The sequence below is a fragment of the Nonomuraea sp. NPDC004354 genome (assembly GCF_053602555.1).
The window spans coordinates 14082-38725 of sequence record NZ_JBSGDV010000019.1; the positions used below are offsets into that span (position 1 = coordinate 14082).

At 70.0% G+C, this 24644-nt stretch carries 25 protein-coding genes and 1 riboswitch; of the genes, 15 read left to right on the forward strand and 10 right to left on the reverse strand.

The features are described 5' to 3' along the window. The first annotated feature begins 18 nt into the window (after positions 1 to 18). The 5 genes from ACWENQ_RS36670 (at position 19) to ACWENQ_RS36690 (ending at position 5707) form a co-directional block, all read left to right on the forward strand. Complete coding sequence (locus ACWENQ_RS36670) at positions 19 to 1686, forward strand: peptide ABC transporter substrate-binding protein (RefSeq protein ID WP_449918597.1); 1668 nt, start codon at positions 19 to 21, stop codon at positions 1684 to 1686. Positions 1687 to 1801: 115 nt separating this feature from the next. Further along, positions 1802 to 2743, forward strand: coding sequence for an ABC transporter permease (locus tag ACWENQ_RS36675; RefSeq protein ID WP_449918596.1), 942 nt, complete (start codon positions 1802 to 1804; stop codon positions 2741 to 2743). Continuing rightward, positions 2736 to 3650 carry an ABC transporter permease gene (locus ACWENQ_RS36680; protein ID WP_449918594.1) on the forward strand — a complete coding sequence of 305 codons (915 nt, stop codon included), beginning with the start codon at positions 2736 to 2738 and terminating at the stop codon, positions 3648 to 3650. The genes ACWENQ_RS36675 and ACWENQ_RS36680 overlap by 8 nt, the downstream gene beginning before the upstream one ends. Before the next feature lie 16 nt (positions 3651 to 3666). Further along, a complete protein-coding gene (locus ACWENQ_RS36685) occupies positions 3667 to 4707 on the forward strand; it encodes an ABC transporter ATP-binding protein (RefSeq protein WP_354914231.1) in 1041 nt (346 codons plus the stop codon). Beyond that, on the forward strand, positions 4691 to 5707 hold the full coding sequence (locus ACWENQ_RS36690) for an ABC transporter ATP-binding protein (RefSeq protein ID WP_449918590.1): 1017 nt from the start codon (positions 4691 to 4693) through the stop codon (positions 5705 to 5707). The genes ACWENQ_RS36685 and ACWENQ_RS36690 overlap by 17 nt, the downstream gene beginning before the upstream one ends. Positions 5708 to 5803: 96 nt before the next feature. Here the strand turns inward: ACWENQ_RS36690 and ACWENQ_RS36695 are convergent, their stop codons facing one another. The 6 genes from ACWENQ_RS36695 to ACWENQ_RS36720 form a co-directional block, all read right to left on the reverse strand. Continuing rightward, positions 5804 to 6283, reverse strand: coding sequence for a hypothetical protein (locus tag ACWENQ_RS36695; RefSeq protein WP_452418339.1), 480 nt, complete (start codon positions 6281 to 6283; stop codon positions 5804 to 5806). Between the two features lie 115 nt (positions 6284 to 6398). Then, positions 6399 to 7574: a lipid-transfer protein gene (locus ACWENQ_RS36700; RefSeq protein WP_452418340.1), complete on the reverse strand. Its 1176-nt coding sequence runs from the start codon at positions 7572 to 7574 to the stop codon at positions 6399 to 6401. Next, positions 7571 to 7948, reverse strand: coding sequence for a Zn-ribbon domain-containing OB-fold protein (locus ACWENQ_RS36705; RefSeq protein WP_354914239.1), 378 nt, complete (start codon positions 7946 to 7948; stop codon positions 7571 to 7573). The genes ACWENQ_RS36700 and ACWENQ_RS36705 overlap by 4 nt, the downstream gene beginning before the upstream one ends. A 33-nt stretch (positions 7949 to 7981) precedes the next feature. Further along, positions 7982 to 9118, reverse strand: a complete 1137-nt coding sequence (locus ACWENQ_RS36710) for a S8 family serine peptidase (RefSeq protein WP_452418342.1) — start codon at positions 9116 to 9118, stop codon at positions 7982 to 7984. Continuing rightward, complete coding sequence (locus ACWENQ_RS36715) at positions 9115 to 9729, reverse strand: hypothetical protein (RefSeq protein ID WP_452418344.1); 615 nt, start codon at positions 9727 to 9729, stop codon at positions 9115 to 9117. The genes ACWENQ_RS36710 and ACWENQ_RS36715 overlap by 4 nt, the downstream gene beginning before the upstream one ends. Before the next feature lie 110 nt (positions 9730 to 9839). Further along, a complete protein-coding gene (locus tag ACWENQ_RS36720; protein WP_354914245.1) occupies positions 9840 to 10646 on the reverse strand; it encodes an SAM hydrolase/SAM-dependent halogenase family protein in 807 nt (268 codons plus the stop codon). Between the two features lie 92 nt (positions 10647 to 10738). Between ACWENQ_RS36720 and ACWENQ_RS36725 the strand changes: the two genes are divergently transcribed. Genes ACWENQ_RS36725 through ACWENQ_RS36735 form a run of 3 tightly spaced genes read left to right on the forward strand, consistent with a single transcriptional unit; the run spans position 10739 to position 12471 of the window. Then, positions 10739 to 11038 carry a DUF3263 domain-containing protein gene (locus ACWENQ_RS36725; protein WP_452418345.1) on the forward strand — a complete coding sequence of 100 codons (300 nt, stop codon included), beginning with the start codon at positions 10739 to 10741 and terminating at the stop codon, positions 11036 to 11038. 25 nt (positions 11039 to 11063) lie between these two features. Next, positions 11064 to 11861 (forward strand): trehalose-phosphatase, encoded by a 798-nt coding sequence (gene otsB, locus ACWENQ_RS36730; RefSeq protein ID WP_452418347.1) that lies wholly within the window; start codon positions 11064 to 11066, stop codon positions 11859 to 11861. Positions 11862 to 11871: 10 nt separating this feature from the next. Further along, positions 11872 to 12471 carry a hypothetical protein gene (locus ACWENQ_RS36735; RefSeq protein ID WP_452418348.1) on the forward strand — a complete coding sequence of 200 codons (600 nt, stop codon included), beginning with the start codon at positions 11872 to 11874 and terminating at the stop codon, positions 12469 to 12471. On the opposite strand, the gene ACWENQ_RS36740 is transcribed toward ACWENQ_RS36735, so the two are convergent. Both ACWENQ_RS36740 and ACWENQ_RS36745 read right to left on the reverse strand, forming a co-directional pair. Next, positions 12449 to 13576 (reverse strand): MFS transporter, encoded by a 1128-nt coding sequence (locus tag ACWENQ_RS36740; protein ID WP_452418350.1) that lies wholly within the window; start codon positions 13574 to 13576, stop codon positions 12449 to 12451. The genes ACWENQ_RS36735 and ACWENQ_RS36740 overlap by 23 nt on opposite strands. A gap of 4 nt (positions 13577 to 13580) precedes the next feature. Further along, positions 13581 to 15008, reverse strand: coding sequence for an alpha,alpha-trehalose-phosphate synthase (UDP-forming) (locus ACWENQ_RS36745; RefSeq protein WP_452418351.1), 1428 nt, complete (start codon positions 15006 to 15008; stop codon positions 13581 to 13583). Between the two features lie 23 nt (positions 15009 to 15031). On the opposite strand from ACWENQ_RS36745, the gene ACWENQ_RS36750 reads away from it, so the two are divergent. The 6 genes from ACWENQ_RS36750 (at position 15032) to ACWENQ_RS36775 (ending at position 20339) form a co-directional block, all read left to right on the forward strand. Then, a complete protein-coding gene (locus ACWENQ_RS36750) occupies positions 15032 to 15592 on the forward strand; it encodes an RNA polymerase sigma factor (protein ID WP_354914257.1) in 561 nt (186 codons plus the stop codon). A gap of 59 nt (positions 15593 to 15651) precedes the next feature. Next, a riboswitch (SAM riboswitch) is annotated at positions 15652 to 15791 on the forward strand. Positions 15792 to 15804: 13 nt separating this feature from the next. Then, positions 15805 to 17037: a threonine synthase gene (thrC, locus tag ACWENQ_RS36755; protein WP_449918562.1), complete on the forward strand. Its 1233-nt coding sequence runs from the start codon at positions 15805 to 15807 to the stop codon at positions 17035 to 17037. A gap of 57 nt (positions 17038 to 17094) precedes the next feature. Continuing rightward, complete coding sequence (locus ACWENQ_RS36760; RefSeq protein ID WP_354914261.1) at positions 17095 to 17370, forward strand: MoaD/ThiS family protein; 276 nt, start codon at positions 17095 to 17097, stop codon at positions 17368 to 17370. Positions 17371 to 17782: 412 nt separating this feature from the next. After that, entirely contained in the window at positions 17783 to 17983 is a 201-nt protein-coding gene (locus ACWENQ_RS36765) for a cold-shock protein (RefSeq protein ID WP_055507665.1), read from the forward strand. A gap of 415 nt (positions 17984 to 18398) precedes the next feature. Then, positions 18399 to 20027, forward strand: a complete 1629-nt coding sequence (groL, locus tag ACWENQ_RS36770) for a chaperonin GroEL (RefSeq protein ID WP_354914264.1) — start codon at positions 18399 to 18401, stop codon at positions 20025 to 20027. A 99-nt stretch (positions 20028 to 20126) separates the two neighbouring features. Then, positions 20127 to 20339: a hypothetical protein gene (locus tag ACWENQ_RS36775; RefSeq protein WP_452418456.1), complete on the forward strand. Its 213-nt coding sequence runs from the start codon at positions 20127 to 20129 to the stop codon at positions 20337 to 20339. Between the two features lie 29 nt (positions 20340 to 20368). On the opposite strand, the gene ACWENQ_RS36780 is transcribed toward ACWENQ_RS36775, so the two are convergent. Then, a complete protein-coding gene (locus ACWENQ_RS36780; RefSeq protein ID WP_449918556.1) occupies positions 20369 to 22372 on the reverse strand; it encodes a HelD family protein in 2004 nt (667 codons plus the stop codon). Between the two features lie 105 nt (positions 22373 to 22477). Between ACWENQ_RS36780 and ACWENQ_RS36785 the strand changes: the two genes are divergently transcribed. Then, positions 22478 to 22780, forward strand: coding sequence for a hypothetical protein (locus ACWENQ_RS36785; protein WP_354914272.1), 303 nt, complete (start codon positions 22478 to 22480; stop codon positions 22778 to 22780). Between the two features lie 196 nt (positions 22781 to 22976). Here the strand turns inward: ACWENQ_RS36785 and ACWENQ_RS36790 are convergent, their stop codons facing one another. After that, entirely contained in the window at positions 22977 to 24623 is a 1647-nt protein-coding gene (locus tag ACWENQ_RS36790) for a DNA repair helicase XPB (RefSeq protein WP_449918552.1), read from the reverse strand. Positions 24624 to 24644: the final 21 nt, after the last annotated feature.

A 24644-nucleotide genomic window follows, 5' to 3' on the forward strand; every position in this document is an offset into this window, starting at 1 on the left:
AGGGAGGAAAATCTACTAATGCGTGTTACTAAGGGCGCACAGATCGTCGCCGGTACCGCGCTTCTGGCCGTCGCGGTCGCCGCGTGCGGCGGGGGCGGCGGTGGGACGACCGGCAACTCCAGCGGAGGGTCCGCCGCCCAGCCGGTCAGGGTCGAGATCGCCAAGCCGCAGCACGAGCTGAGCCCCACCAACACCAACGACACCAGTGGTGCCGAGGTGCTGAACGCGCTGTTCGTCGGCCTTGTCGACTACGACAAGGACAAGAACGTCGTCCTCCGTGGCGCGGAGTCGATCGAGCCTGACGCCGAGTCCAAGGTCTGGACGATCAAGCTGAAGGACGGCTACAAGTTCCACAACGGCGAGGCCGTCACCGCCAAGAGCTACGTCGACGCCTGGAACGCCGCCGCCTACGGCCCCAACGTCCAGGAAGGCGGCCACTTCTTCTCCGCCGTCGAGGGCTACGACGACGTCGCCCCCCTCGACCCGGACGGCGAGGAGGGCCCGCAGAAGGCCCCCGAGCCCAAGGCCAAGACCCTCGCGGGCCTCAAGCTCGTCGACGACAAGACCTTCACCGTCACGCTGGCCCACCCCTACTCGGGCTTCAAGACGATGCTGGGCTACACCACCTTCATGCCGATGCCGAGCGTGGCCTTCGACGGCAACGGCGGCATCAAGAAGGAGTTCGGCGAGAACCCGATCGGCAATGGCCCCTTCAAGATGGCCAAGCCGTTCAAGCCCGCGACCGACACCACCATCTCGCTCGTGCGCTACGACGAGTTCGTCGAGGGCAAGGCGAAGGTCGACGCGGTCGACTTCAAGATCTTCAGCGACCTCGGCACCGCGTGGAACGAGCTGCGGGCCGGCAACCTGGACATCATGGACCAGCTGCCGCCCGAGGCCATCGCCACCGCCAAGCAGGAGCTGGGCGACCGCTACATCGAGCAGCCGTCCTCCGGTGTGGGCTACTTCGGCTTCAACACCAAAAACGGCGAGGCGTGGGCCAAGAACGTCGAGCTGCGCAAGGCCCTCTCGATGGCGATCGACCGGAAGACCATCACCGAGCAGGTCTTCTCCGGCACCCGCGTGCCCGCCGACGACTTCGTCAGCCCCATCGTGGCCGGCTACCGCAAGGGCGCCTGCACCGCGTGCGTCTACGACCCCGCCAAGGCCAAGGAGCTGTGGGACAAGAACGGTGGCGGCAAGGGCCCCGTCACCCTGGCCTACAACGGTGACGGCGGCCACAAGGAGTGGATCGAGGCCGCTGCCAACAACCTGCGCCAGAACCTGGGCGTCGACGTGAAGGCCGAGTCCTACGAGTCCTTCGCCTCCATCCTCGACGAGCTGGACAAGGGCAAGGTCGGCGGCGCCTTCCGCATGGCCTGGATCATGGACTACCCGTCCATGGAGAACTACCTGCGTCCGATCTACGGCACCGGCGGCAGCTCCAACCACGGCCGCTACTCGAACAAGGACTTCGACGACCTGCTGGTCAAGGGCGACTCCGCCAAGACCGACCAGGAGGGCATCACGTTCTACCAGCAGGCGGCCGACCTGCTGGTGAAGGACATGCCGTACGTGCCGGTGTACTTCTACCAGACCAACGCTGGTTACTCGCAGAACGTCAAGAACGTGACCATCGACCCGTTCGAGCGGATCGACCTGGCCAAGGTCGAGCGGGCCTCCTGACCATGACCCGCACTCTCGGGCGGGCGTCCACCAGATGCCGTTCCGAGGGGCCCTGAACAACTGAAGGGCAGCCCGGAGGTTGCCGGGCTGCCCTTCGCAATGATCGGGAGACATCATGGGCCGCTACGTGATCAGGCGCCTGCTCCAGGCGATCCCTGTTCTACTGGGTTCCACATTCCTCATCTTCTGCACCGTCTATGCCCTGCCCGGCGATCCCGTGGCCATCCTGGGCGGTGAACGCCGCATCGACCCCGTGCTCGCGGCGCAGCTGCGCGAGCAGTACGGGCTCAACGATCCGCTGATCGTCCAGTACTGGCACTACATCTCGGGAATCTTCGTCGGCGACTTCGGCGAGACGTTCCAGGGCGTGCAGGTCTCCGACCTGTTCGCCGGAAAGTTCCAGGTCACCATCCAGCTCGCGGTCACCGCCCTCGTCATCGAGGCGATCGTCGGCCTGGGTCTGGGCCTGCTCGCCGCCCTCCGCCGCGGCCGCTGGGAGGACCACGCCATCCTGGCCCTCACGCTGCTGCTGGTGTCGGTCCCCACGCTGGTGAGCGGCTTCGTCCTGCAGCTCATCCTGGGCGTCAAGCTCAAGACCTCGGCGGGCATCGACTTCTTCCCCATCTCCGGCACCGACGCGGGGTGGCGCAGCTTCCTCGTGCCGGGCTTCGTGCTGGCCGGCACGTCGATCGCCTACCTGGTCCGGCTCACCAGGACCAGTCTCATGGAGACCCTGAGGGCCGACTACATCCGTACGGCGGTCGCCAAGGGCATGCCCCGCCGGAGGGTTCTCGGCAGGCACGCGCTGCGCAACTCGCTCATCCCGTTGATCACCTATCTGGGCGCCGACCTCGGCTCGCTGATGGGCGGCGCGGTCATCACCGAGGCCATCTTCAACCTGAACGGGATCGGGCAGCAGCTCTTCCAGTCGGTCGCAAGGCGCGAGAACGCCGTCGTCGTCGGCATCGTCACGGTTCTCGTTCTCGTGTACCTGCTCGCGAACCTCATCGTCGACCTGCTGTACGCCGTCCTAGACCCCAGGATCCGCTATGAGTGACACGAACACCGTCACGGCGCCCAAGGCGCCCTCGCGCAGGAAGCCGAAGGAGAGGAAGCCGGCCAGTCTCTGGTCGGACGCCTGGTACGACCTGCGCAGGAACAAGGTCTTCGTGGCCGGCTCGCTCATCGCGATCGTGCTGGTCCTGATGGCGCTCTTCCCCAGCGTCTTCGCGCCGCAGAACCCCAGCGCCTGCAACCTGGCCGACGCACGCCAGGGCATCAGCTCGGCCCACTGGTTCGGCCTCGACAACCAGGGGTGCGACACCTACGCGCGCGTCATCCACGGCGCGAGGGTCTCGATCCTCGTCGGTGTGCTGACCTCGCTCGTGACCGGCCTGGTGGGCGGCACGCTCGGCCTGATCGCCGGGTTCTACGGCCGCTACGTGGACGTGATCCTCTCCCGCGTGGCCGAGATCTTCTTCGCCATCCCCTCGATCCTCGGCGCGCTGCTGCTGCTGTCGGTCGTCGGCAGGGACAAGGCGGGCGTCTGGACCGTCGTGATCGCGCTGGCGATCCTGGCCTGGCCGATGGTGCTGCGCATCATGCGCGCGGCCGTCATCACCGCCAAGAACCAGGACTACGTCACCGCGGCGCGGGCGCTGGGCGCGAGCCCGTGGCGCATCTCGGTCCGGCACATCCTGCCCAACGCGCTGGCACCGGTCATCGTGGTCTGCACGATGAACCTGGGCGTGTTCATCGCGGGCGAGGCGGCGCTGTCGTTCCTCGGGGTCGGCATCCAGTCGCCCAACATCTCGTGGGGTCTGATGATCGCCGACGCGCGCAACAGGTTCCTCATGGCTCCGGAGCCGCTGATCTTCCCGGCGGTCTTCCTGAGCATCACGGTCCTGAGCTTCGTCATGATCGGCGACGCCGTACGCGACGCACTCGACCCGAAGCTGCGATAGAGAGGGGGGATTCGCGATGAAGAAGAAGTCGGCAATCGACGTGTTGCCAGCCGAGGGAGGGCTGGGCAACGAGCCGCTGCTGGCTGTGGACAACCTCCACGTGGAGTTCCACACCAGGGCGGGCGTCGTCAGGGCGGTCAACGGCGTCAGCTACTCGCTGAGCGCCGGCGAGACGCTGGCCGTCCTCGGAGAGTCGGGGTCGGGCAAGTCCGTGACCGCACAGGCGATCATGGGCATCCTCGACATGCCGCCGGCGAAGATCCCCCAGGGGGAGATCCGCTTCCACGGCACCGACCTGCTGAAGCTGTCGGAGGAGGCCAGGAGCCAGATCCGCGGCGAGCGCATCGCCATGATCTTCCAGGACGCGCTCTCGGCGCTCAACCCGGTCTTCACCGTGGGCTGGCAGATCAGCGAGATGTTCCGCGTGCACCGCGGGATGAGCAAGCGCGACGGCATGAAGAAGGCCGTCGAGCTGATGGACCGGGTGCGCATCCCGGCGGCGAGGCAGCGGGTGAACGACTACCCGCACCAGTTCTCCGGCGGTATGCGCCAGCGCATCATGATCGCGATGTCGATCGCGCTCGACCCCGAGGTGCTGATCGCCGACGAGCCGACCACCGCGCTCGACGTCACCGTGCAGGCCCAGATCATGGAGCTCCTGGCGGAGCTCCAGCGCGAGAGCAACATGGGCCTCATCCTGATCACCCACGACCTCGGCGTGGTCGCCGACGTCGCGGACAAGATCTCGGTCATGTACGGCGGGCGGATCGTCGAGAACGCCCCGGTCTACGACATCTACAAGGCTCCCGCGCACCCCTACTCCAAGGGCCTGCTCGACTCGATCCCCAGGGTCGACATGAAGGGCCAGGAGCTGTACGCGATCAAGGGCCTGCCGCCCAACCTGCTCGACATGCCGTCGGGCTGCGCGTTCCACCCCCGGTGCCCCTACCGGCAGGACAACTGCGTGACCGACGCCCCCCCGCTCTACGAGATCAGCGGCGTGCGCGGCAGCGCCTGCCACTACTGGAGGGAGGTCCTCGATGGCAGCCGTGGGTGAGCCGATCCTCGAGGTCCGCGACCTGGTCAAGCACTTCCCGCTGACCCAGGGCATCGTCCTCAAGCGGCAGATCGGCGCGATCAAGGCCGTCGACGGCGTCTCCTTCGACCTGCACAAGGGCGAGACCCTCGGCATCGTCGGCGAGTCGGGCTGCGGCAAGTCGACGCTGGCCAAGCTCCTGATGGCGCTGGAGCGGCCGACGTCGGGCTCGGTCAGGGTGAACGGCAGGGACATCGCCACCGCCAGGGGCGCCGAGCTCAAGCGGATGCGCCGCAACATCCAGATGGTGATGCAGGACCCGTACACCTCGCTGAACCCCCGGATGACCGTCGGCGACATCATCGGCGAGCCGTTCGACATCCACACCGAGGTCGCGCCGAAGGGTGACCGCCGCAGGAAGGTGCAGGAGCTGCTCGAGGTGGTCGGCCTCAACCCCGACCACGTCAACCGCTACCCGCACCAGTTCTCCGGCGGCCAGCGGCAGCGCATCGGCATCGCCCGGGGCCTGGCGCTCCAGCCGGAGGTCATCGTCTGCGACGAGCCGGTGTCGGCGCTGGACGTGTCGATCCAGGCGCAGGTCATCAACCTGCTGGAGCGGCTGCAGAACGAGTTCGACCTGGCCTACATCTTCATCGCCCACGACCTGTCGGTGGTGCGCCACATCTCCGACCGGGTCGGGGTGATGTACCTGGGCAAGTTCGTCGAGCTCGGCAAGGACAGCGAGATCTACGACCGGCCCGCGCACCCCTACACGCAGGCGCTGCTGTCGGCCGTGCCGGTGCCCGACCCCGAGGGCAGGGAGCAGCGCGAGCGGATCATCCTGCAGGGTGACCCGCCCTCGCCGGCCAACCCGCCGTCGGGCTGCCGCTTCCGCACCCGCTGCTGGAAGGCGCAGGAGATCTGCGCCGAGCAGGAGCCGCCGCTGCAGATCTGGCCGGGCACGAGCCACGAGAGCGCGTGCCACTTCGCCGAGACGCACGACGTGGTGCACGCGAGCTGAGCCGCGCGTGAGAAGCCCCCCACCCGTCTTCGGGTGGGGGGCTTCTGCTGCTCCCGCCTACTTCATGGCGGCGGGTGCCGCGGTGTCCGTGTCGGTTCAGGCGTCGGTCTCGGCTTCTGTCACGTCGGTCTCGGCGTCGCTGTCGGCATCGGTGGCGGCATCGGCGTCGGCGTCGGTGGCCGTGGCGGCGTCGGCGTCGGTGCCGGCATCGGCGCCCGAGGAGGAACCGGCGCCCGACGAGGAACCGGCGCCCGAGGCGGAATCGGTTTCGGCGTCGGTGGCGGCGTCGGTGTTGGTGTCGGCGTCGGTGGCGGCGTCGGTGTTGGTGTCGGCGTCGGTGGCGGCGTCCCTGTCGGTGTCGGCATCCGTGACGCCGGCGGTGTCGGCGTCGGTGCTGCTGTCGCTGTTGCTGTCGGTCGAGGTATTGCTGGAGGTGCTGGTGGTTTCGGTGCTCTCGCTGCTGATGCTGTCGCTGGCGGGATCGGGTCCGTAGAAGACCTCCGCCGAAGCGGAGCACACAGGCCCGGTCACCGCGAGTCCAGCCAGAGCGGCAGCGACGATAATGGAACGGATCATTGGTATTTCCCCCTGAAGCAAGGTGCCAGAGCGCCGGATCCGTGACGCTCCGTAGTCACGTTGTTACTTTCCGTGTTCAAGTAGAACATGCCAGGGGCGAAGGGTTCAATCCGGGTCACCTCATAGCGATAACCGCTGAACCATGACCAAACAGTCCTTGGTTCACCGCCATGCCCACCTGGGCGTCCTCGACCTGCCGCGGGCCCGCCGTACGGCGCAGCTGCCAGGTCAGCTCGCAGACCTGGGCGATGGCCTGCGCGGGGATCGCCTCGCCGAAGGAGGCCAGCCCGCCCGAGGGGTTCACCGGGACGCGGCCGCCGAGCGCGGTGTCGCCCGCGCGCAGCAGCTTGTCGGCCTCGCCGGGGGCGCACAGGCCGAGGTCCTCCATCCAGTCGAGTTCGAGCGCGGTGGACAGGTCGTAGACCTCGGCGAAGGACAGGTCGCGCGGGCCGAGTCCGGCCTCCTCGTAGGCGGCCCCTGCGAGAGCGGCGCGGAACGGGACGCTGTCGCGGACGGGCGGGTCGGTGGCGAAGTCGGGCAGGTCCAGGACGGTCTTGGGGTAGGTGGGCGTGACGGTCGAGACCGCGGCCAGCGTCACCGGACGCGCGGCGCCGATCCTGCGCGCGTAGGCGGCTGAGGCGAGCACGAGCGCCGCGCCGCCGTCGGAGGTGGCGCAGATGTCCATCAGCCGCAGCGGGTCGGCGACCATGGGAGAGGCGAGGACCTCCTCGGCCGTGACCTGCTTGCGGTAGCGGGCGTACGGGTTCAGTGAGCCGGCCAGGGCGTTCTTGACCTTCACCGCGGCGAAGTCGGCCGGCGTCGAGCCGTACAGGGCCATGCGGCGGCGGGCGGACAGGGCGAAGTAGGCGGGGTTGGTGGCGCCGAGGAGCCGGAAGCGCAGCCAGTCGGGGTCGTCGGGGCGGTCGCCGCCGACGGGGGTGAAGAAGCCCTTGGGGGCGGCGTCGGCGCCGATGACCATGGCGACCTCGCAGCGGCCCGCCAGGATGGCTGTGCGGGCCAGGTCGAGCGCCTGGGCGCCGGAGGCGCAGGCGGCGTAGCAGGAGGCGATGCGGGCGCCCGACCAGCCGAGCGCGCGGGCGTAGGTGGCGCCCGCGACGAAGCCGGGGTAGCCGTTCCTGATGGTGTCCGCGCCCACGACGTACTGCACGTCACGCCACGCGACACCGGCGTCGGCCAGGGCGGCTCTGGCGGCGGCCACGCCGTACTCGTGGAAGGGCCTGCCCTGCTTGCCCCACGGGTGCATGCCCGCGCCGATCACGACGACGCTCATCGCGGCGACCCCCACATCCACACCGGGGCGCCGTCGGCGAGCGTGCCCGCGGTCAGCTCCAGCGCCATGCCGACGCTGAGGTCGTCGACCGTCAGGTCCTTCACCTGGCCGAGGACGACGATGCGCTCCTCGTCGAGCTCCACCGCCGCGAGCGTCACCGGCTCGTACGGCTCGGCCGTCACGAACGGCGGCGGCGGCGGGTAGCAGGCGTTGGTGTAGGACCACACGGTGCCGCGCCGGGACAGCCGGTGCTCCACGAGCTCCTCGCCCTCGCACCACGGATCGCGGCAGAAGCCGTGGTGCGGGGGGAAGAAGACGGCCTGGCAGGTCGTGCACCGGGTGCCGAGCAGGGCGGTGCCGTCGAACCACGTCATGTGGAGCAGTATCACACAAGCGCTTGCTCGGTACTAGCGGTGCCGCCGCCTGCTGCGCGCCACTGTCCTGACCGCCATCGCGGCGGCCGCCAGCACGAGCGCGGCGATCACCAGCGGCCTGGAGTCGGGAACGGGAGCCGCGGGGCCGCCGCCGAAGTAGGGCAGCGCCCTGGGTGCGGCCGGCGGCTCCCGATCGCTCAGGCGGCGCGCCTCGGCCAGCGCCCGTGCCGCGTCGACCACGCCGTGGCCGTAGGCGCTGCTGTGCCCCCGCCCGCCCGCGCCGCTCTCGATGGCCCGCCGTACCTGCAGCGGCGTGAGCCGCGGGTAGGCGGATCTGATCAGCGCCGCGATGCCCGCCACCATCGCGGCGGCCGAGCTGGTGCCGTCGCCGATCACGTAGGAGCGGGGGCCGTCGGCGCTGACGATCTGCTTGCCGGGCGCGACCACCGACAGGTAGGGCCGGCGGTTGGAGAAGGGCGTCACCCGCAGCTTCCTGTCGACCGCGCCGACCGCGATCACCCCGGGGTAGGCGGCGGGGAAGTTCTTCCTGTTGGGGCCGTCGCCGTCGTTGCCGGCCGACGCGACGAGCACCGCGCCACGCGCCAGCGCGTACTGCACCGCCTCCTCCTCGGCGGCCGAACCCTCCCACGTGCCGCTGCCCCCGCCGAGCGACATGCTGATCACCTGCGCGCCCTGGTCGGCCGCGTAGCGGATGCCTCTGGCCAGCGCGTCCTGGCCGCGGGCCCTGGTGCGCTGGAACTCGCGGCGCGGATCGTCGTTCTCCAGCGTGACCCGCACCGACAGCACGGTCGCCTCGGGCGCGATGCCGATCACCCCGGCGTCCCGGCCCTCGCCGTGGCCGCGGCCGGCGATGAGGCTGGCCATCGCGGTCCCGTGGTGGCCCCAGCGGGCCCCGCTCGCGGCCTGTCCGGTGAGGTCCGGGCCCTTGATCACCGCGCCCGCGAGGTCGGGATGGCGGGCGTCGACGCCGGTGTCCAGCACGGCCACCGTGACGCCGCCACCCCTGGTGACACGCCAGGCCTCCGCCATGCGCAGCGGCGCGAGCTGCCACTGCCGTTCGCGCGCCGTGGCGCCGACCTCGTCGGCGACCGTGGGCGTGCCGATGGTGAGCAGGGCCGCCAGCAGGGCGGCGGCGAAGGCCCGCCTCATCCGGTGAGCCGCCGGTGGAGCGCCGTCGCCAGTTCCCGCGCCATGCCGCGCAGCCGCGGCGGCGCGCTCTGGCCCTTCGTGTACGGCCGGCCGTCGGTGTATCCGGCGGCGGTCATGACCACGTAGCGCGGGCCTGAGCCGCTCCGGGCACCGGTGATGTACTGGCGGGTCCCGAACAGTTCGGCGGGCCCGCCGGGCACCGTGTACGGCATGACGGTCGCGGGCCGGGGATCTCCCCGCTCGGCGGGCGGCGGGGGAGCACCGGTGAGCACGGCGACGCCGGCGGTGGCGACGAAGGTCTGGGTGGTGTCGACGTAGGTGGCGCGAAGGGCGGTGAGGCAGCCGCGCGGCCGGGCGCCGGGATGGAAGGCGCGGGCGCACGGGGCTTCGGGCGCGATGCCGGCAAGGACGTAGGCGGTGCGGGCGCCTGAGGGGGTGGTGCCGGGCAGCCTCGCGGGGAAGACCTCGGAGGCCGGCCATGCCCGCCATCGCTCGGCCACCGGCGGCTCCGCCGGCGCCCAGGTCATGGCGATGATGGGGATGAGGGCGATGGACAGTCGGATCACGTCGGCCTCGAACCGGGAGGAGGGGGACGCTTCGGTGCCGTGCATTCTGGCACGCGCACGATGGTGCAATCCGACGGTTCGGTAAACAGTCCGATACGCGGTGTAACTACCTCTTCTTACTCTTCAACCACATGAGACCGGTTTTGTCGCAGGAGTCAGTGGAGCGCGCACAGCCGGACGTGGGCCCCCGGCGGGAGTCCGAGCCGCTGCGCCGCGTCACCCGAGTTGACGGCGAGCGCGATCAACCCCGCCGAGTCCGTGAACGCCACCAGCTCTCCCGGCGGCACCGCCGCGAACGACTCCCGGTAGGGCAGCGACACCTGCCGCCGCCCCAGCCACACCGACAGCGTGTCGCCCACCAGCACCCCGACCGCCGCCAGGTCGTCGGCCGCGATCGACAGCTGGGTGTTGCCGAACCTGTCCACGGAGACGACCTCGCCCTCCACCGCGCCCTCGCGGACGTACGTGACGGGCGACGGCAGCGACACCAGCCGGTCCAGCGGGAGCTCGGGGCCGACCTCCGGCAGCTTGCGTCCCGCGCACAGGTGCGCCGACACGGGCGAGTACACGTCGCGCCCGTGGAAGGTCGGCGAGACGGGGCTGAGGAACAGCTCGGCGTTGGCGACCTCGTAGGCGGCCGTGGCACCTCCGCTGGCGGTGATCGCCCAGGACAGCAGCCCGTTGTCAGGGCCGACGAAGACGCGCGCGCCCGCCTCGACGGCCACGGCGCGGCGCGCGCCGCCCGTGCCGGGATCGACGGTCCCGACGTGGATGCCCGTGGGCAGGTACGGGATGGTCTGGGCGAGGATCGCGGCACCTCTGCGGACGTCCCCCGAAGGCACGAGGTGGCACACGTCGATCACGCGGGCCTGCGGAGCGATCCCCGCTATCACCCCGTGACAGGCGGCCACGTATCCGTCCTCGAGTCCGTAGTCGGTGAGAAGCGTGATGACTGGGCTCACACTTCGCGACTGTACGTCTCCCCAACCGCCGTGAACAGCCGCACTCCGCACATTACGATGGGCCACGGGCCGCGCCGACCGAGGAGGAGACCATGGACACTGCACCGGTCGCCGGCGACGGTGCTGCCAGGAAACCGCCACGCCCCCTGTCCGAGCGCGACCTGCAGATCCTGGCCTTCGAGCGCCAGTGGTGGCGCCACGCGGGTGCCAAGGAGCACGCGATCCGCGACGCCTTCGGCTTCTCCGCCACCCGCTACTACCAATTGCTGGGCGATCTCATCGACAGGCCGGAGGCCATGGAGCACGACCCGATGCTGGTCAAGCGCCTGAGGCGGCTGCGCGCCGCCCGCCAGAAGGAGCGCGCGGCCCGCCGGCTTGGAATGCGCCCCTGACTGCCTGGGTACGGCGAGCCGCGTGATGAGCAATCCAGGAATCCAAGCCATTGTGCGTGATCCGGACGGCGCGGTGATCGGGCTCGACTTCGACGGCACCCTCGCGCCGATCGTGCCCGACCCCCGTGACGCCAGGATCCATCCCGACGCTCCGGCCGTCCTGGTCGAGCTGGGCGGTCTGGTGGGGGCGGTGGTCATCGTGACCGGCCGGCCCGCCGCCACCGTCCTCGAGTACGGCCCGGGGCTGGAGAAGGTCCCAGGGCTGGTCGTGCTCGGTCACTACGGGTTCGAGCGGTGGGAGGGCGGCAGGGTGAGCGCCCCGCCGCCACCGCCCGGTGTCATGCGGGCGAAGGCGGAGCTGCCCCGCATCGTCGACCGCGTCGAGGGCGTCACGATCGAGGACAAGCAGCGGGCGGTGGCCGTGCACACCAGGCGCGCCCCCGATCCGGCCAGGGCGCTGGAGCTGCTGCGCGACCCGCTCGCGAAGCTGGCGGCGGCGCACTCCCTCGTGGTCGAGCCCGGCCGGATGGTGCTCGAGCTGCGGCCACCCGGCATGGACAAGGGCCACGCGCTCGACCTGTTCCTGGCCGAGCGGGTGGCGCGTGCGGTGCTGTTCGCCGGTGACGACCTGGGCGACCTGGCGGCGTTCGGCGCGGTGCGGGGCTCCGGCCTGCCGGGGGTGACGGTGTGCAGCGGCTCGGCCGAGGTGACCGAGCTCGCCGAGCGCGCCGACCTGGTCGTCGACGGGCCCGACGGCGTCGTCGCGCTGCTGGCCGACCTGGTGAAAGCCATCCGCCATTCCGCTGCAACCGGGGCGGACTAGCTTCGCGATCATGCTGATGACACTGGCCGTGACGGCCTCCCTCGCCCTGTCCGGAGCCCCCGCCGGAGCCTCTGCCGGAGCCCCTGCCGGCGCCCCTGCCGGCGCCTTTGCCGGAGCCCCCGCCGGCGCCACGCAGTCGGTGACCTACCGGGGCGCCACGATCACGCTGCCCGCCTCGTGGAAGGTCGAGAAGGCCGACTCCGGCGCCGTCCACGTGATCACCGGGTCCTGCTCCAGGCGCGCCACCGAGTGCCAGGGGTTCTGGCTGATGGGCCCGCAGTACATCCGGTACGCCACCGAGGGAAACCCGTTCCGGGTCGACGAGCCGTACCACCCGAGCAGCGGCGTGATGGAGTGCGTGCGCGACAGGCGCTACTACTCCTCGCCCATGCCGGTCAAGCCGCAGGTGTCGGAGCTCAGGCCGGTCGGTGCCGGGCACAAGGCGTACTACCGGCAGTGGAAGATCACCTGCCACACCCCGAGCGGCAAGCCGACCAGCGTGACCTACCCGCAGCGGATCTGGTACCTGCCCGCGTCGAAGATCCTCGTCGTGGACCAGTGGTCGACGCCGGGGCTGAACGCCGCTCTCACGCGGGCCGTCTGGCGCTGAGCACGCCGGCCGCGGCCAGAGCGGCCAGTACGGGCACCATGAGGAACGCGGTGTGCGTGCCGTACCCGTCGGCGAGGGCGCCGAGCGCGAAGGGCCCGGCGCCCATGGCCAGCCCCGCCCAGACGGGGGCGGCCGCCGCGGCCAGACCGGGGCGGTCGCCGGAGGCGGCGATCACCCCGGCCATCGCCAGCGGGAAGTGCATGGCGGCGCCCAGACCGCTGATCACCAGGCCGGTGTAGGCCACGAGCGGCCTGGTGCCGAGCCAGAACAGCAGCCAGCCGGCTCCGGTCACGGCCAGCGCGCACACCAGCAGGGTCGCGGACGGCAGCAGCAGCGCCAGCCGCGCGCCCGCGAACCTGCCGGCCGCGAGGCCGCCGATGAAGGCGGTCAGCCCCGTGGCCGCGGTCGCCGCGCTCAGCCCCGTACGGCCGGCCAGCAGCTCGGCGCCGAACAGGTTGAAGGAGAACTCGATGGCCACGCAGCAGAACAGCACCGCGCAGGCCACGTGGAAGCGCCAGCTGGGCCGGCCGGTGACCCTGGCCGTGCGCTCCTGCGCCGCCCCCAGCCTGGTCCCGCCCATGGTGAGCGCCAGCAGCCCGGACAGGAGCGGGGTGAGCAGCAGGGCCGCCCGCCAGCCGAGGACCGACTGCGCCGCCAGGCTGACCAGCAGGGTGGCCGCCATGCCGACGACGACGGCGATCGCGTTGGCCTCGCTGATGGCCGCCGGGCCGGTCGGCCCCTGATGGTCGCTGAGGACGGCCATCGCGGTGTAGAGCATGACCGAGCCGAAGCCGCCCGCCAGCGCGAAGCCCGTGAGGGTGCCGGGTAACGCGGGGACCGCCACGACGGTGACGACGCCCACGTTCATGCCCGCCAGGCCGATCCAGACCGTGGCGCGTCTGCCGTACCTGCGGGTGAGGAGGGGGATCGCCGCCCCCGCCGCGATGGTGGCGGCGGCCATGGCGGTGCCGTGCAGGGCGCCGACCGTGGCGGAGACACCGAGGTCGGCGCGCAGCAGGGGCAGGGCGGCGCTGAGGCCGTACATGAACGTCGCGAAGACGGCGAGCTGGAGGTAGACGAGCCAGGTGATCCGGTCTCTGGTCAAGCGGTCAGAGGCAGGCAAGTTGTTCGCCGAGCCATCGTCGCGGTGGCAGCGCGGTGGCGGCGGCCTTGAGCCGCGCGCCGCGCCGTACCCGCTCCTCCTCCGGCATCTCCAGGCCCGCGCGCAGTGCCTCGGCGGTCTCGCAGACGTCGTAGGGGTTGATCACGAGCGCGTGCGCGCCGAGCTCGGCGGCGGCGCCCGCCTCGCGTGAGAGCACCAGCGCGCAGCGCGGGGACAGGATGGGGCCCTCCTTGGCGACCAGGTTCATGCCGTCGCGGATGGGGTTGACCAGCAGCACGTCGGCGAGCCGGTAGGCGGCCAGCGAGCGGGGGTAGTCGTCGTTGACGTTGAGGATCAGGGGGTCCCAGTCCTCGGTGGCGTACTCGTCCTCGATCTCCTTGGCGCAGCGTTGCACAGCGGCAGTGTATTCGCGGTATTCAGGCAGGTCGTGGCGGGATGGGTAGGCGAAGGCGAGGTGCACCACCCGTCCGTGCCACTCGGGGTGGGCGTCCAGGAACTCCCTGTAGGCCAGCAGGCCGCGGACGATGTTCTTCGACAGCTCCGTGCGGTCGATGCGGACGATCAGCCGCCGGTCGCCGACCTGCTCGCGCAGCGCGGCCATGTGCGACTCGACATCGGGCTCGCAGGCCCGCCTCCACAGCGACTCGCCGTCGACGCCGAGACCGTGCACGCCGATGCGGGTGGTGCGGCCGTCGTGGGTGACCGACCGGTCGGCGACCTTGGCGCCCAGCAGGCTCCTGCAGCAGTCCATGAACGCCTCGGCCCATCGCTCGGTCAGGAATCCGGCGTGGTCGGCGCCGAGGATGCCCTCGAGCACCTCGCGCCCGACGTCGTCGGGCAGCAGCGAGAAGTACTCCGGCGGCGCCCACGGCGTGTGGCTGAAATGGGCGATGCGCAGGTCGGGCCGCTCGGCGCGGAGCATCGCGGGGGTGAGCGTCAGGTGGTAGTCCTGCACCATCACCCTGGCCCCGTGACTCGCCTCCTCGGCCAGCGCCATCGCGAACGCGCCGTTGTAGTCGCGGTAGGAGTCCCACTCCCGGGTGAACCTCGTGCCGAAGTGGGGGGCGTTGGGGGTGTCGTACAGCAGGTGGTTGACGAACCAGAGGGTCGAGTTGGCCACCGCGTTGTACGCGCGGTGGAAGGTGGCGGGCGGGATGTCCAGCATGCGCAGCTTGCCGGTGTCATAGCCGGCATGGTCGAGTCGGCCGCCGGGAGCCAGCCGTACGGCGCTGCGGTCGCCGTCGGACAGCGCGGCGCACACCCAGAGCACGCCCTCGTCCCTGACGGCTCCGGAAAGCCCCGACACCAGGCCGCCGCCGCCACGCTTCATGGTCAGCTCGCCGTCGTCGGAGAGGGTGAAGGAGACAGGCCCACGGTTGGAAGCCACAAGAACGCTGTTCACAACATCCACCATGACCCCGAACATAGGATCTCGCTATGGCCCTAGATGAGCTAACCGAGGAACTGGCCCGTTCCGCCGCGGGCGGCGACCATCGCGCGCTTGGCGAGCTCCTGAAGCGGATCGAGCCCGACGTGCTGCGCCACTGCGCCCGCATCCTGCCCTACCACCAGGACGCCGAGGAGGCGTGCCAGGACACCCTGCTCGCGGTGGCCCGCAACATCGGGCGTTTCGAGGGCAGGGCCAGGTTCAGCACCTGGCTGCACATCGTGACGGCCAACTGCGCGCGCACCACCTATCGGTCGCTGAAGCGCAGGGCCGCCGAGCAGACCTCGGACGAACTGCCCGTCCAGAAGCCCGACGTGCGCCGGGTGAGCGTCATCGCGGGTTCGCGGCTCGACCTGCTCGACGCCATGGAGGCGCTGGAGGCCGACAAGCCCGACCTGGCCCAGGCGCTGGTGCTGCGCGACATCGTCCAGCTCGACTACAACGAGGTGGCCGAGCAGCTCGGCATCCCGCTCGGCACCGCCAAGTCGCGGATCCACCAGGCGCGCAAGTACGTCCAGGCCGCGCTGGGTGATACGTATCGTCTCAGTTAGTGAGACGGTCGGTCATGTCGTGAGCATGGCCGGGTATGGTGATTCGCATAACTCCATATTGCTCATCCAGAGGGGTGGAGGGACCGGCCCTGCGAAGCCCCGGCAACCCTCCCGGACTGAGCTCGTGAAGTGACGAGGCCGGCCGGGACAGGTGCCAATTCCGGTCTGTGGCCAAGGTGGTCGCAGACGAAGATGAGGGAAGGCCTCGCTTCATGTCGCTTGACTTCGGTCCTGCTGTCGCTCTGTCCTGCCGCGAGTGCGGCGCACGCTACGACCTCGGCCCCAGCTTCGCGTGTCTGGAGTGTTTCGGCCCGCTCGAGGTGGCCTACTCCTTCGGGTCGGTCTCCCGCGCCGACATCGAGGCAGGACCCGCGAACATCTGGCGCTACCGCTCGCTGCTGCCGGTCCCCGTCGACGTGGCCGGCAAGCAGAACATGAACCCCGGCTGGACGAAGCTCGTCCAGGCCACCAACCTCGGCAAGGTCCTGGGCCTGCGCGACCTGTACGTGAAGGACGACTCGGGCAACCCCACCCACTCCTTCAAGGACCGGGTGGTCGCCATCGCCGTCGAGGCGGCGCGCAACTTCGGCTTCCACACGCTGTCGTGCTCCTCCACCGGCAACCTGGCGGGCGCGGTGACCGCGGCCGCCGCCAGGGCGGGGTTCGAGGCGTGCGTCTTCATCCCCGCGGACCTGGAGCAGGCGAAGATCGCCATGGCCCGGGTCTTCGGCGGCAAGCTGGTCGGCATCCAGGGCACCTACGACGAGGTCAACCGCTTCTGCTCCGAGCTCATCGGCGACCCGCTCGGCGACAAGTGGGGCTTCGTCAACGTCAACCTGCGGCCCTACTACGCCGAGGGCTCCAAGACCCTGGCCTACGAGATCGCCGAGCAGCTCGGGTGGCGGCTGCCCGACCAGATCGTCATCCCGGTGGCCTCCGGGTCGCAGCTCACCAAGATCGACAAGGGCTTCAAGGAGCTGATCGCGCTCGGCCTGGTCGAGGACACCCCTTACAAGATCTTCGGGGCCCAGGCGCTCGGCTGCTCGCCGGTGTCCACGGCCTTCAAGGCGGGCCACGACGTGGTCCAGCCGGTCAAGCCGGACACCATCGCCAAGTCGCTGGCCATCGGCAACCCGGCCGACGGGCCGTACGTGCTCGACATCGCGCGCCGTACCGGCGGGGCCGTCGAGGACGTCACCGACGCCGAGGTGGTGTCGGCCATCAAGCTGCTGGCCTCCACGGAGGGCGTCTTCGCCGAGACCGCGGGCGGCGTGACGGTGGGCGTGCTGAAGAAGCTCGTCGAGACGGGTCAGCTCGACCCCGCGCTGACCACCGTGGTGCTCAACACCGGTGACGGGCTCAAGACGCTCGACGCGATCGCGGACGACGCCACGCCCACGGCCGTGATCAGGCCGTCCCTCGACGCGTTCCGCGCGGCTGTCTGAGCTGTCTGTCTGGGCTGTCTGGGCTGTCTGGGCTGTCTGAAAGGAAAGGTACTAGTCATGAGCGTTTCGGTGCGGATCCCCACCATTCTGCGCACGTACACCGGCGGCAGCTCCGAGGTGAGCGGCGAGGGTGCCACCCTTCGCGAGGTGCTGCAGAAGCTCGACGCCGACTACCCGGGTATCGGCGCGCGCATTTTGGATGAATCGGGCAAGATTCGCCGTTTTGTCAACGTTTATGTCGGCGAAGAGGACGTCCGTTTTGTCGACGGCCTCGAGAGCGCCACTCCCGAGGGAGTGCAGATCTCCATCATCCCGGCCGTGGCCGGCGGCTGACCGTATTCCGGCTTCACGGACGCCCGCGAGGATTGCCTCGCGGGCGTTTTCGTGACTTTTGACCGTTTTCTGAGTGGTGTGGCGGCAATCGCGGGCCCTGTCTCGAGAGTGGCCCGGTGTGGCGGCGCGGACACCCTTCCGTGGCGGTGTCCTGGCCGAAAGTCGCAGGTTGTCCATGCCAGGTGAGAGGGTTTCTTCATCGGAAGATGGAATATTTGACTAACCTTTAGGCCACTACAAGAATGCCCGTCACGAACACCGAGAACGAGTTTGGCGATTGACTCTGTTGTTCTACGGCATGCCACAGGTATGGTCGAGGGCGATCGTCCGGCTGATTTCCCCATAAGTCGTGGCGATCGCGGATCCCGCGAGTGAATGGGCGGGGTCCGGAGCCCAGTAAGAGGAGTCGGAAGTGGCGCAGGGCACCGTCAAGTGGTTCAACGCGGACAAGGGCTACGGCTTCATCGCGGTAGACGGTGGTAAGGATGTATTCGTCCATTACTCAGCGATCTTGATGGACGGCTATCGGGCACTCGAGCAGGGCCAGCGGGTCGAGTTCGAGATAACCCAGGGCCAGAAGGGTCCCCAGGCGGAATCCGTCAGGACTGTCTGAACCAGAACCATCAAGGCACCGGCAGCTCACACGGCGGCGCAGTCCGTGCGGATCTGTCATGTCCTTTTCGTCGATCCGGGCAGGTCCGGTCCGCGTCAGCCGATCGGGCCTGCCCGTCGTACTCTGGAGCCATGGGGCAGGGGGCGGACGGCTCCGCGTGGCCGCGTGACGAAAGCGGCGATGATCGCGAAGCGTTCTCCGCGACGACCCGCGTGCGGGGTTGACCTGGGCGAAAGCGCGCCTCGCTTGCACTCGGCAGGGTAGAGTGCTAAACAGTTCGTTGGCACTCTGGTTATGAGAGTGCCAGACACTGGGATCGAGACGATGGGGTCCGCCGAATGGAGTCGGGCCCATGCCGTCGCGGGCGTCGGCTCGGTCCGCTGCAAGCCACCCTGCATCTGGGAGGTCTAGCCTTATGGCAGCCAAGATGATCGCGTTTGACGAGGACGCCCGGCGCGGTCTCGAGCGCGGTATGAACCAGCTCGCCGACGCCGTCAAGGTGACCCTCGGCCCCAAGGGCCGCAACGTCGTGCTGGAGAAGAAGTGGGGCGCTCCCACGATCACCAACGATGGTGTCTCCATCGCCAAGGAGATCGAGCTCGAGGACCCGTGGGAGAAGATCGGCGCCGAGCTGGTCAAGGAAGTCGCCAAGAAGACGGACGACGTCGCGGGTGACGGCACCACCACCGCCACCGTGCTCGCCCAGGCGCTGGTACGCGAGGGCCTGCGCAACGTCGCCGCCGGCGCCAACCCGATGTCCCTGAAGAAGGGCATCGAGGCCGCCGTCGAGCGCGTCAGCGAGGAGCTCTCCAAGCTGGCCAAGGACGTGGAGACCAAGGAGCAGATCGCCTCCACCGCCTCCATCTCCGCCGGCGACGCCGAGATCGGCAACCTCATCGCCGAGGCGATGGACAAGGTCGGCAAGGAAGGCGTCATCACCGTCGAGGAGAGCAACACCTTCGGCCTCGAGCTCGAGCTCACCGAGGGTATGCGCTTCGACAAGGGCTACGTCTCCGGTTACTTCGTGACCGACCCCGAGCGCATGGAGGCGGTCCTCGAGGACCCCTACATCCTCATCGTCAACTCCAAGGTCTCGGCCAACAAGGACCTGCTGCCGCTGCTCGACAAGGTCGTGCAGGCCGGCAAGCCGCTGCTGATCATCGCTGAGGACATCGAGGGCGAGGCCCTGGCCACCCTGGTCGTCAACAAGATCCGCGGCCTGTTCAAGTCGGTCGCCGTCAAGGCTCCCGGCTTCGGTGACCGCCGCAAGGCCATGCTGGGCGACATCGCCACCCTGACCGGTGGCCAGGTCGTCTCCGAGGAGGTCGGCCTCAAGCTCGAGTCCGCCACCCTCGACCTGCTCGGCCGCGCCCGCAAGGTCGTCGTCACCAAGGACGAGACCACCATCGTCGACGGCGCCGGTGACCCCGAGCAGATCGCCGGCCGGGTCAACGAGATCCGCGCCGAGATCGAGCGCACCGACTCCGACTACGACCGCGAGAAGCTCCAGGAGCGCCTGGCCAAGCTCGCCGGTGGTGTCGCCGTCATCAAGGCCGGTGCCGCGACCGAGGTCGAGCTCAAGGAGCGCAAGCACCGCATCGAGGACGCCGTCCGCAACGCGAAGGCGGCCGTCGAGGAGGGCATCGTCCCCGGCGGTGGCGTGGCCCTGCTGCAGGCCGGCACCAAGGCGTTCGACAAGCTCGAGCTCCAGGGTGACGAGGCCACCGGTGCGGCGATCGTCCGCAAGGCGCTGGAGGAGCCGCTGAAGCAGATCGCGGTCAACGCCGGCCTCGAGGGCGGCGTCGTGGTCGAGCGCGTGCGCAACCTCACCCCGGGTGAGGGCCTCAACGCCGCGTCGGGCGAGTACGTCAACATGTTCGAGGCGGGCATCCTCGACCCGGCCAAGGTGACGCGGTCGGCGCTGCAGAACGCCGCTTCCATCGCGGCGCTGTTCCTGACCACCGAGGCGGTCATCGCCGAGAAGCCGGAGAAGACCCCGGCTGCTCCGGCGGGCATGCCCGGCGGCGGGGACATGGACTTCTAAGTCCTGCCCAAGCTGAAAGGGGCGGCACCCGTTCGCGGGTGGCGCCCCTTTTCGCATGCGTAGCCGCATGCTTTTCAGCATGCTGACTACGTGGACGACATGACTCGTATCACCGTCACCCTGCCGTCGGAGCAGATGGCCGAACTGAAGAAGCTCACCGACAACGTCTCCGGCTATGTGGCCGAAGCGGTGGCCCGCCAGATGCCCGATCATGTCGACGCCTGTGTGGTGACCGGGTGCGGCTCATCGCCTGCTGAGGCGTTCCGCGGGTCCTCAGGGTGCCCTCTCCGGGACGTGGCGGAGAGGGCGTGAGGGCCGGCCGGGGCTGGTCGGGTGGCGCGTCAGGCGGTGGCGAGCTGCGCCGGGAGCGGCTTGGCGTGCAGCACCGTCAGCGAGGTGACCGCGCGGGTGAGCACCACGTACAGCCGGGCCAGACCGCGTGGCTCGGCCTCGACGATGTCCGCCGGCTCCACGACGATGACGTGGTCGTACTCCAGGCCCTTGGCCAGCGTGGCGGGGATGACCAGGAGCCGGTGCTCCTCGGTCGAGTCGGGCCCGAGCAGGGCGTGCGGGACGCCGTCGAGGGAGCGCGACACCGCCTCGGCCATGGCGTCCGGGACGATGACGCCGATCGAGCCCTCCTTGGCGAGCGCGTCACGGACGGCTTCGACCACCTCGCCGCTCTGCCGTACCGTCAGCGAGCCCTGGCCGGGGCGGAGGGAGCGGGGGGCGGCCAGGTCGGGGGCGATGGAGGGCAGCAACCGGGCGGCGTAGTCGAGCACCTCGCGGGGCACGCGGAAGCCGAGGGTGAGCTCGGTGACCTCGCCGGAGTCCTGGCCGAGGTGTCGCAGCACGGTGCTCCACGAACGGGTCGACCACGGCGTGGTGCCCTGGGCGAGGTCGCCGAGGACCGTGGCCGATCCCGTACGGCAGCGCCGCCCGAGCGCCCGCAGCTGCATCTCCGACAGGTCCTGCGCCTCGTCGACGACCAGGTGGCCGAGGGAGGGGGTGCGTTCGACGAGGTCGGCGAGCTCGTCGAGCAGCGCGGCGTCGGCGGCCGACCACCTGGCCGACTTCCACGACCGGTACGGCTTGCCCCACAGCAGTGTCCGCTGCTCCTCGGCCGTCAGGTCGGAGCGCGCGGCGGCGGCCAGGAAGTCGGCGTCCGAGAGCAGGCGGAAGAGCACCTGGGCGGGCGTCACCTTGGGCCATACCGCCTCGACCAGCTGCTTGACCGGCTTGGAGCGGGCCACCGCGTCCTGGACCCTGTCGTCGGGGGAGTCGCCGCGCTGCTCCATGCGCACCAGCACCTGGTGTGCCAGCCGCTGGGCGAGGGCGGCGCGGCCGGGGCCGTACCTGGTGGTGCCGCGCAGCGAGGCCACCATCTCGCGCACCTCGTGGTCGGCGACGCGGAAGCGGTAGGCGCCCCTGGTGTAGACGAGGCCCTCGGTGGGCTTGACGATGTGCAGCCAGAGCGCGCGCTCGAGCACCTTGGCCATGCGGGCGTCGCCCTTGACGGCGGCCACGAGCGGGTCTTCGGGGGTGTCGTGGTCGCCGAGGAGCTCGGCGACCGTGGTCTGGTCGACCTTGACCTCGCCGAGGGCGGGCAGCACCGAGGAGATGTAGGACAGGAAGGCCTTGTTCGGGCCGACGATCATGACGCCGGCCCTGCCGAGCTTCTCGCGGTGGGTGAACAGCAGGTAGGCGGCCCGGTGCAGGCCGACGGCGGTCTTGCCGGTGCCGGGGGCACCCTGGACGCAGACGGTCTGGGTCAGCGCGGCGCGGACGATCTCGTCCTGGTCGGGCTGGATGGTGGCCACGATGTCGCGCATGGGGCCGGTGCGCGGGCGCTCGATCTCCTCGGTGAGGATCTTCGAGGTGCCGAGCTCGGCGCCGTCTTCGAGGTGCTCGTCCTCGAAGGCGGTCAGGTCGCCGCCGTGGTAGCCGAAGCGGCGGCGCCGTACGACGCCCATCGGGTCGGCGGGGCTGGCCTGGTAGAAGGCGCCCGAGACGGGGGCGCGCCAGTCGATCACCAGGGGGCGGCTGGTGCCGTCGTGGACGTGGCGGCGGCCGACGTAGATGACGCCGGGGAGGTCGTCGTGGTCCTCCCGGTCGAGCCTGCCGAAGAACAGGGGGGTGTCCGGATGGTCGGCGAGCGCCGCGACGCGCTGGTCGAGCAGGGACTGCAGGATCTGCTGCGAGACCCAGTCGCCCGCCGCGTCGGCGGACAGCGACTGGGCGTGCTCGCGCATCGCTCGCAGCGCCGCGCGGGACTCGGCCAGATGGGCGCGCTCGGCGGCGAGCACGTCGGTGGGTATGTCGGGAGCCAACTGGTTTCCGGGCATGCGAAAGCGCCTCCCCATTCGATAACGGAGGTGGTAGACAAGGCAGCGAACCGTTGAGCTTACCCCCGGGCTCGGGAGCTTCCAATCGATTAATCAGGAGGCAGCGTGAGGATCTCCCCAGTCATTCCGACGGTCGCCAGCCTCCTGCTGGCGGCGTTGTGGGGATTGTCGGTGTATGCCGGGTGGGGGCTGGAGGCGTTCTGCACCGACGGTGAGACCTCCGCGGCGTGTGCCGACCGTCTCGACAGCGCCTCGATGCTGTCGGGGCTGTTCGCGGTGGTCGCGGCGGTCATGACCGTCGGCGCGTGGCTGTTCCCCGCGCGTTTCGCCGTACTGATCGGCGGCGCGCTGCTCGCCTGGGTGGTCGCCGAGGGTGTGCTCTTCGTCGGCGGGATGCTGGCCCGGTAATCCCTCCCCAAAAACCGAAAAATCCGGGCATCTGCGGTGGATTCGACGGATCATGGGGGTATGTCGCATCGCGATAGCAGTCGCCGGTGAGGGGGTGGCCCGATGTTGAAGGCCCGCGGGGTTTCGTGGACCTAGCTCCAGGTGTGGACGGCTCGCGCGACGGTCATCGCGCGAGCCTTTTCACTGGTGGAGACCTTTACTGGTGGACGTCGTCGGCGTCGATGATCTGGTAGGCGTAGCCCTGCTCGGCCAGGAAGCGCTGGCGATGCGCGGCGAACTCCTGGTCGACCGTGTCGCGGCTGACCACCGTGTAGAAGCGCGCGCCGCCGCCGTCGGCCTTCGGCCGCAGCACCCTGCCGAGCCGCTGCGCCTCCTCCTGCCGTGACCCGAAGGTGCCCGACACCTGGATGGCGACGGCCGCCTCCGGCAGGTCGATGGAGAAGTTGGCCACCTTGGAGACCACCAGCACCTGGAGCTCCTTGTCGCGGAAGGCCTGGAACAGCCGCTCCCGCTCCTTGATCGGCGTCTCGCCCTTGATGACCGGCGCGCCGAGGTGCTCGGCGAGCTCGTCGAGCTGGTCGATGTACTGGCCGATGACCAGCACCTGCTCGCCGAGGTGGCGGCGGACCAGCGCCTCGGTCACCCGCGTCTTGGACGGCGTGGTCGCGGCGAACCGGTAACGCTCCTCGGCCTCCGCCATCGCGTAGGCCAGGCGTTCCTCGTCCGACAGTGTGACCCGGACCTCGACGCAGTCGGCGGGCGCGATCCAGCCCTGGTTCTCCATCTCCTTCCACGGCGCGTCGTAGCGCTTGGGGCCGATGAGGGAGAACACGTCGCCCTCCCTGCCGTCCTCGCGCACCAGCGTCGCGGTGAGCCCGACGCGGCGCCGGGCCTGAAGGTCGGCGGTCATCCTGAAGATCGGCGCCGGCAGCAGGTGCACCTCGTCGTAGACGATCAGGCCCCAGTCGCGCGCGTCGAACAGCTCCAGGTGGGCGTAGACGCCCTTCCGCCTGGTCGTCATCACCTGGTAGGTGGCGATGGTGACCGGGCGGATCTCCTTCTTGCTGCCGGAGTACTCGCCGATCTCGTCCTCGGTCAGCGAGGTGCGCCGCAGCAGCTCCTGCTTCCACTGGTGGGCCGAGACGGTGTTGGTGACCAGGATCAGCGTCGTGGCCTCGGCGTGGGCCATCGCGGCCGCGCCGACGATCGTCTTGCCGGCGCCGCAGGGCAGCACGACCACGCCCGAGCCGCCGTGCCAGAACGCGTCGGCGGCCTCCTGCTGGTAGGGGCGCAGCGCCCAGCCGTCCTGCCGCAGCTTGATCGGGTGGCTCTCGCCGTCGACGTAGCCGGCCAGGTCCTCGGCCGGCCAGCCGAGCTTGAGCAGCGCCTGCTTGATGTTGCCGCGCTCGCTCGGGTGGACGGCGACCGAGTCCTGGCCGATGCGCTCGCCCAGCATCGGCTGGATCTTCTTCGAGCGCAGCACCTCCTCGAGGACCGCGCGGTCGGTCGAGGCCAGCACCAGGCCGTGAGCGGGGTCCTTCTCCAGGCGCAGCCTGCCGTAGCGGGCCATCGTCTCGGCCACGTCGACCAGCAGCGCGTGGGGCACCGGATAGCGGCTGAACCCGATGAGGGCGTCGACGACCTGCTCGGCGTCGTGGCCGGCGGCCCGCGCGTTCCACAGGGCCAGCGGGGTGACGCGGTAGGTGTGGACGTGCTCGGGCGCGCGCTCCAACTCGGCGAACGGCGCGATGGCCTTGCGACACTCGTCGGCCCGCTCGTGGTCGACCTCGAGCAGCAGGGTCTTGTCGGATTGCACGATCAGTGGGCCGTCGTTCACAGGCATCTCTCCGGGGTCGGTACGGCT

Coding starts and splice junctions, on each gene's coding strand:
- ACWENQ_RS36670 (WP_449918597.1), top strand. CDS start 19: ATGCGTGTTACTAAGGGCGCACAGATCGTCGCCGGTACCGCGCTTCTG.
- ACWENQ_RS36680 (WP_449918594.1), top strand. CDS start 2,736: ATGAGTGACACGAACACCGTCACGGCGCCCAAGGCGCCCTCGCGCAGG.
- ACWENQ_RS36700 (WP_452418340.1), bottom strand. CDS start 7,574: ATGAGCGTCGTCGTGATCGGCGCGGGCATGCACCCGTGGGGCAAGCAG.
- ACWENQ_RS36715 (WP_452418344.1), bottom strand. CDS start 9,729: ATGCACGGCACCGAAGCGTCCCCCTCCTCCCGGTTCGAGGCCGACGTG.
- ACWENQ_RS36745 (WP_452418351.1), bottom strand. CDS start 15,008: ATGGTGGATGTTGTGAACAGCGTTCTTGTGGCTTCCAACCGTGGGCCT.
- ACWENQ_RS36705 (WP_354914239.1), bottom strand. CDS start 7,948: ATGACGTGGTTCGACGGCACCGCCCTGCTCGGCACCCGGTGCACGACC.
- ACWENQ_RS36685 (WP_354914231.1), top strand. CDS start 3,667: ATGAAGAAGAAGTCGGCAATCGACGTGTTGCCAGCCGAGGGAGGGCTG.
- ACWENQ_RS36780 (WP_449918556.1), bottom strand. CDS start 22,372: ATGCCCGGAAACCAGTTGGCTCCCGACATACCCACCGACGTGCTCGCC.
- ACWENQ_RS36690 (WP_449918590.1), top strand. CDS start 4,691: ATGGCAGCCGTGGGTGAGCCGATCCTCGAGGTCCGCGACCTGGTCAAG.
- otsB (WP_452418347.1), top strand. CDS start 11,064: ATGAGCAATCCAGGAATCCAAGCCATTGTGCGTGATCCGGACGGCGCG.
- ACWENQ_RS36710 (WP_452418342.1), bottom strand. CDS start 9,118: ATGAGGCGGGCCTTCGCCGCCGCCCTGCTGGCGGCCCTGCTCACCATC.
- ACWENQ_RS36695 (WP_452418339.1), bottom strand. CDS start 6,283: ATGATCCGTTCCATTATCGTCGCTGCCGCTCTGGCTGGACTCGCGGTG.
- ACWENQ_RS36735 (WP_452418348.1), top strand. CDS start 11,872: ATGCTGATGACACTGGCCGTGACGGCCTCCCTCGCCCTGTCCGGAGCC.
- ACWENQ_RS36790 (WP_449918552.1), bottom strand. CDS start 24,623: ATGCCTGTGAACGACGGCCCACTGATCGTGCAATCCGACAAGACCCTG.
- ACWENQ_RS36750 (WP_354914257.1), top strand. CDS start 15,032: ATGGCCCTAGATGAGCTAACCGAGGAACTGGCCCGTTCCGCCGCGGGC.
- ACWENQ_RS36675 (WP_449918596.1), top strand. CDS start 1,802: ATGGGCCGCTACGTGATCAGGCGCCTGCTCCAGGCGATCCCTGTTCTA.
- ACWENQ_RS36760 (WP_354914261.1), top strand. CDS start 17,095: ATGAGCGTTTCGGTGCGGATCCCCACCATTCTGCGCACGTACACCGGC.
- ACWENQ_RS36775 (WP_452418456.1), top strand. CDS start 20,127: ATGACTCGTATCACCGTCACCCTGCCGTCGGAGCAGATGGCCGAACTG.
- groL (WP_354914264.1), top strand. CDS start 18,399: ATGGCAGCCAAGATGATCGCGTTTGACGAGGACGCCCGGCGCGGTCTC.
- thrC (WP_449918562.1), top strand. CDS start 15,805: ATGTCGCTTGACTTCGGTCCTGCTGTCGCTCTGTCCTGCCGCGAGTGC.
- ACWENQ_RS36725 (WP_452418345.1), top strand. CDS start 10,739: ATGGACACTGCACCGGTCGCCGGCGACGGTGCTGCCAGGAAACCGCCA.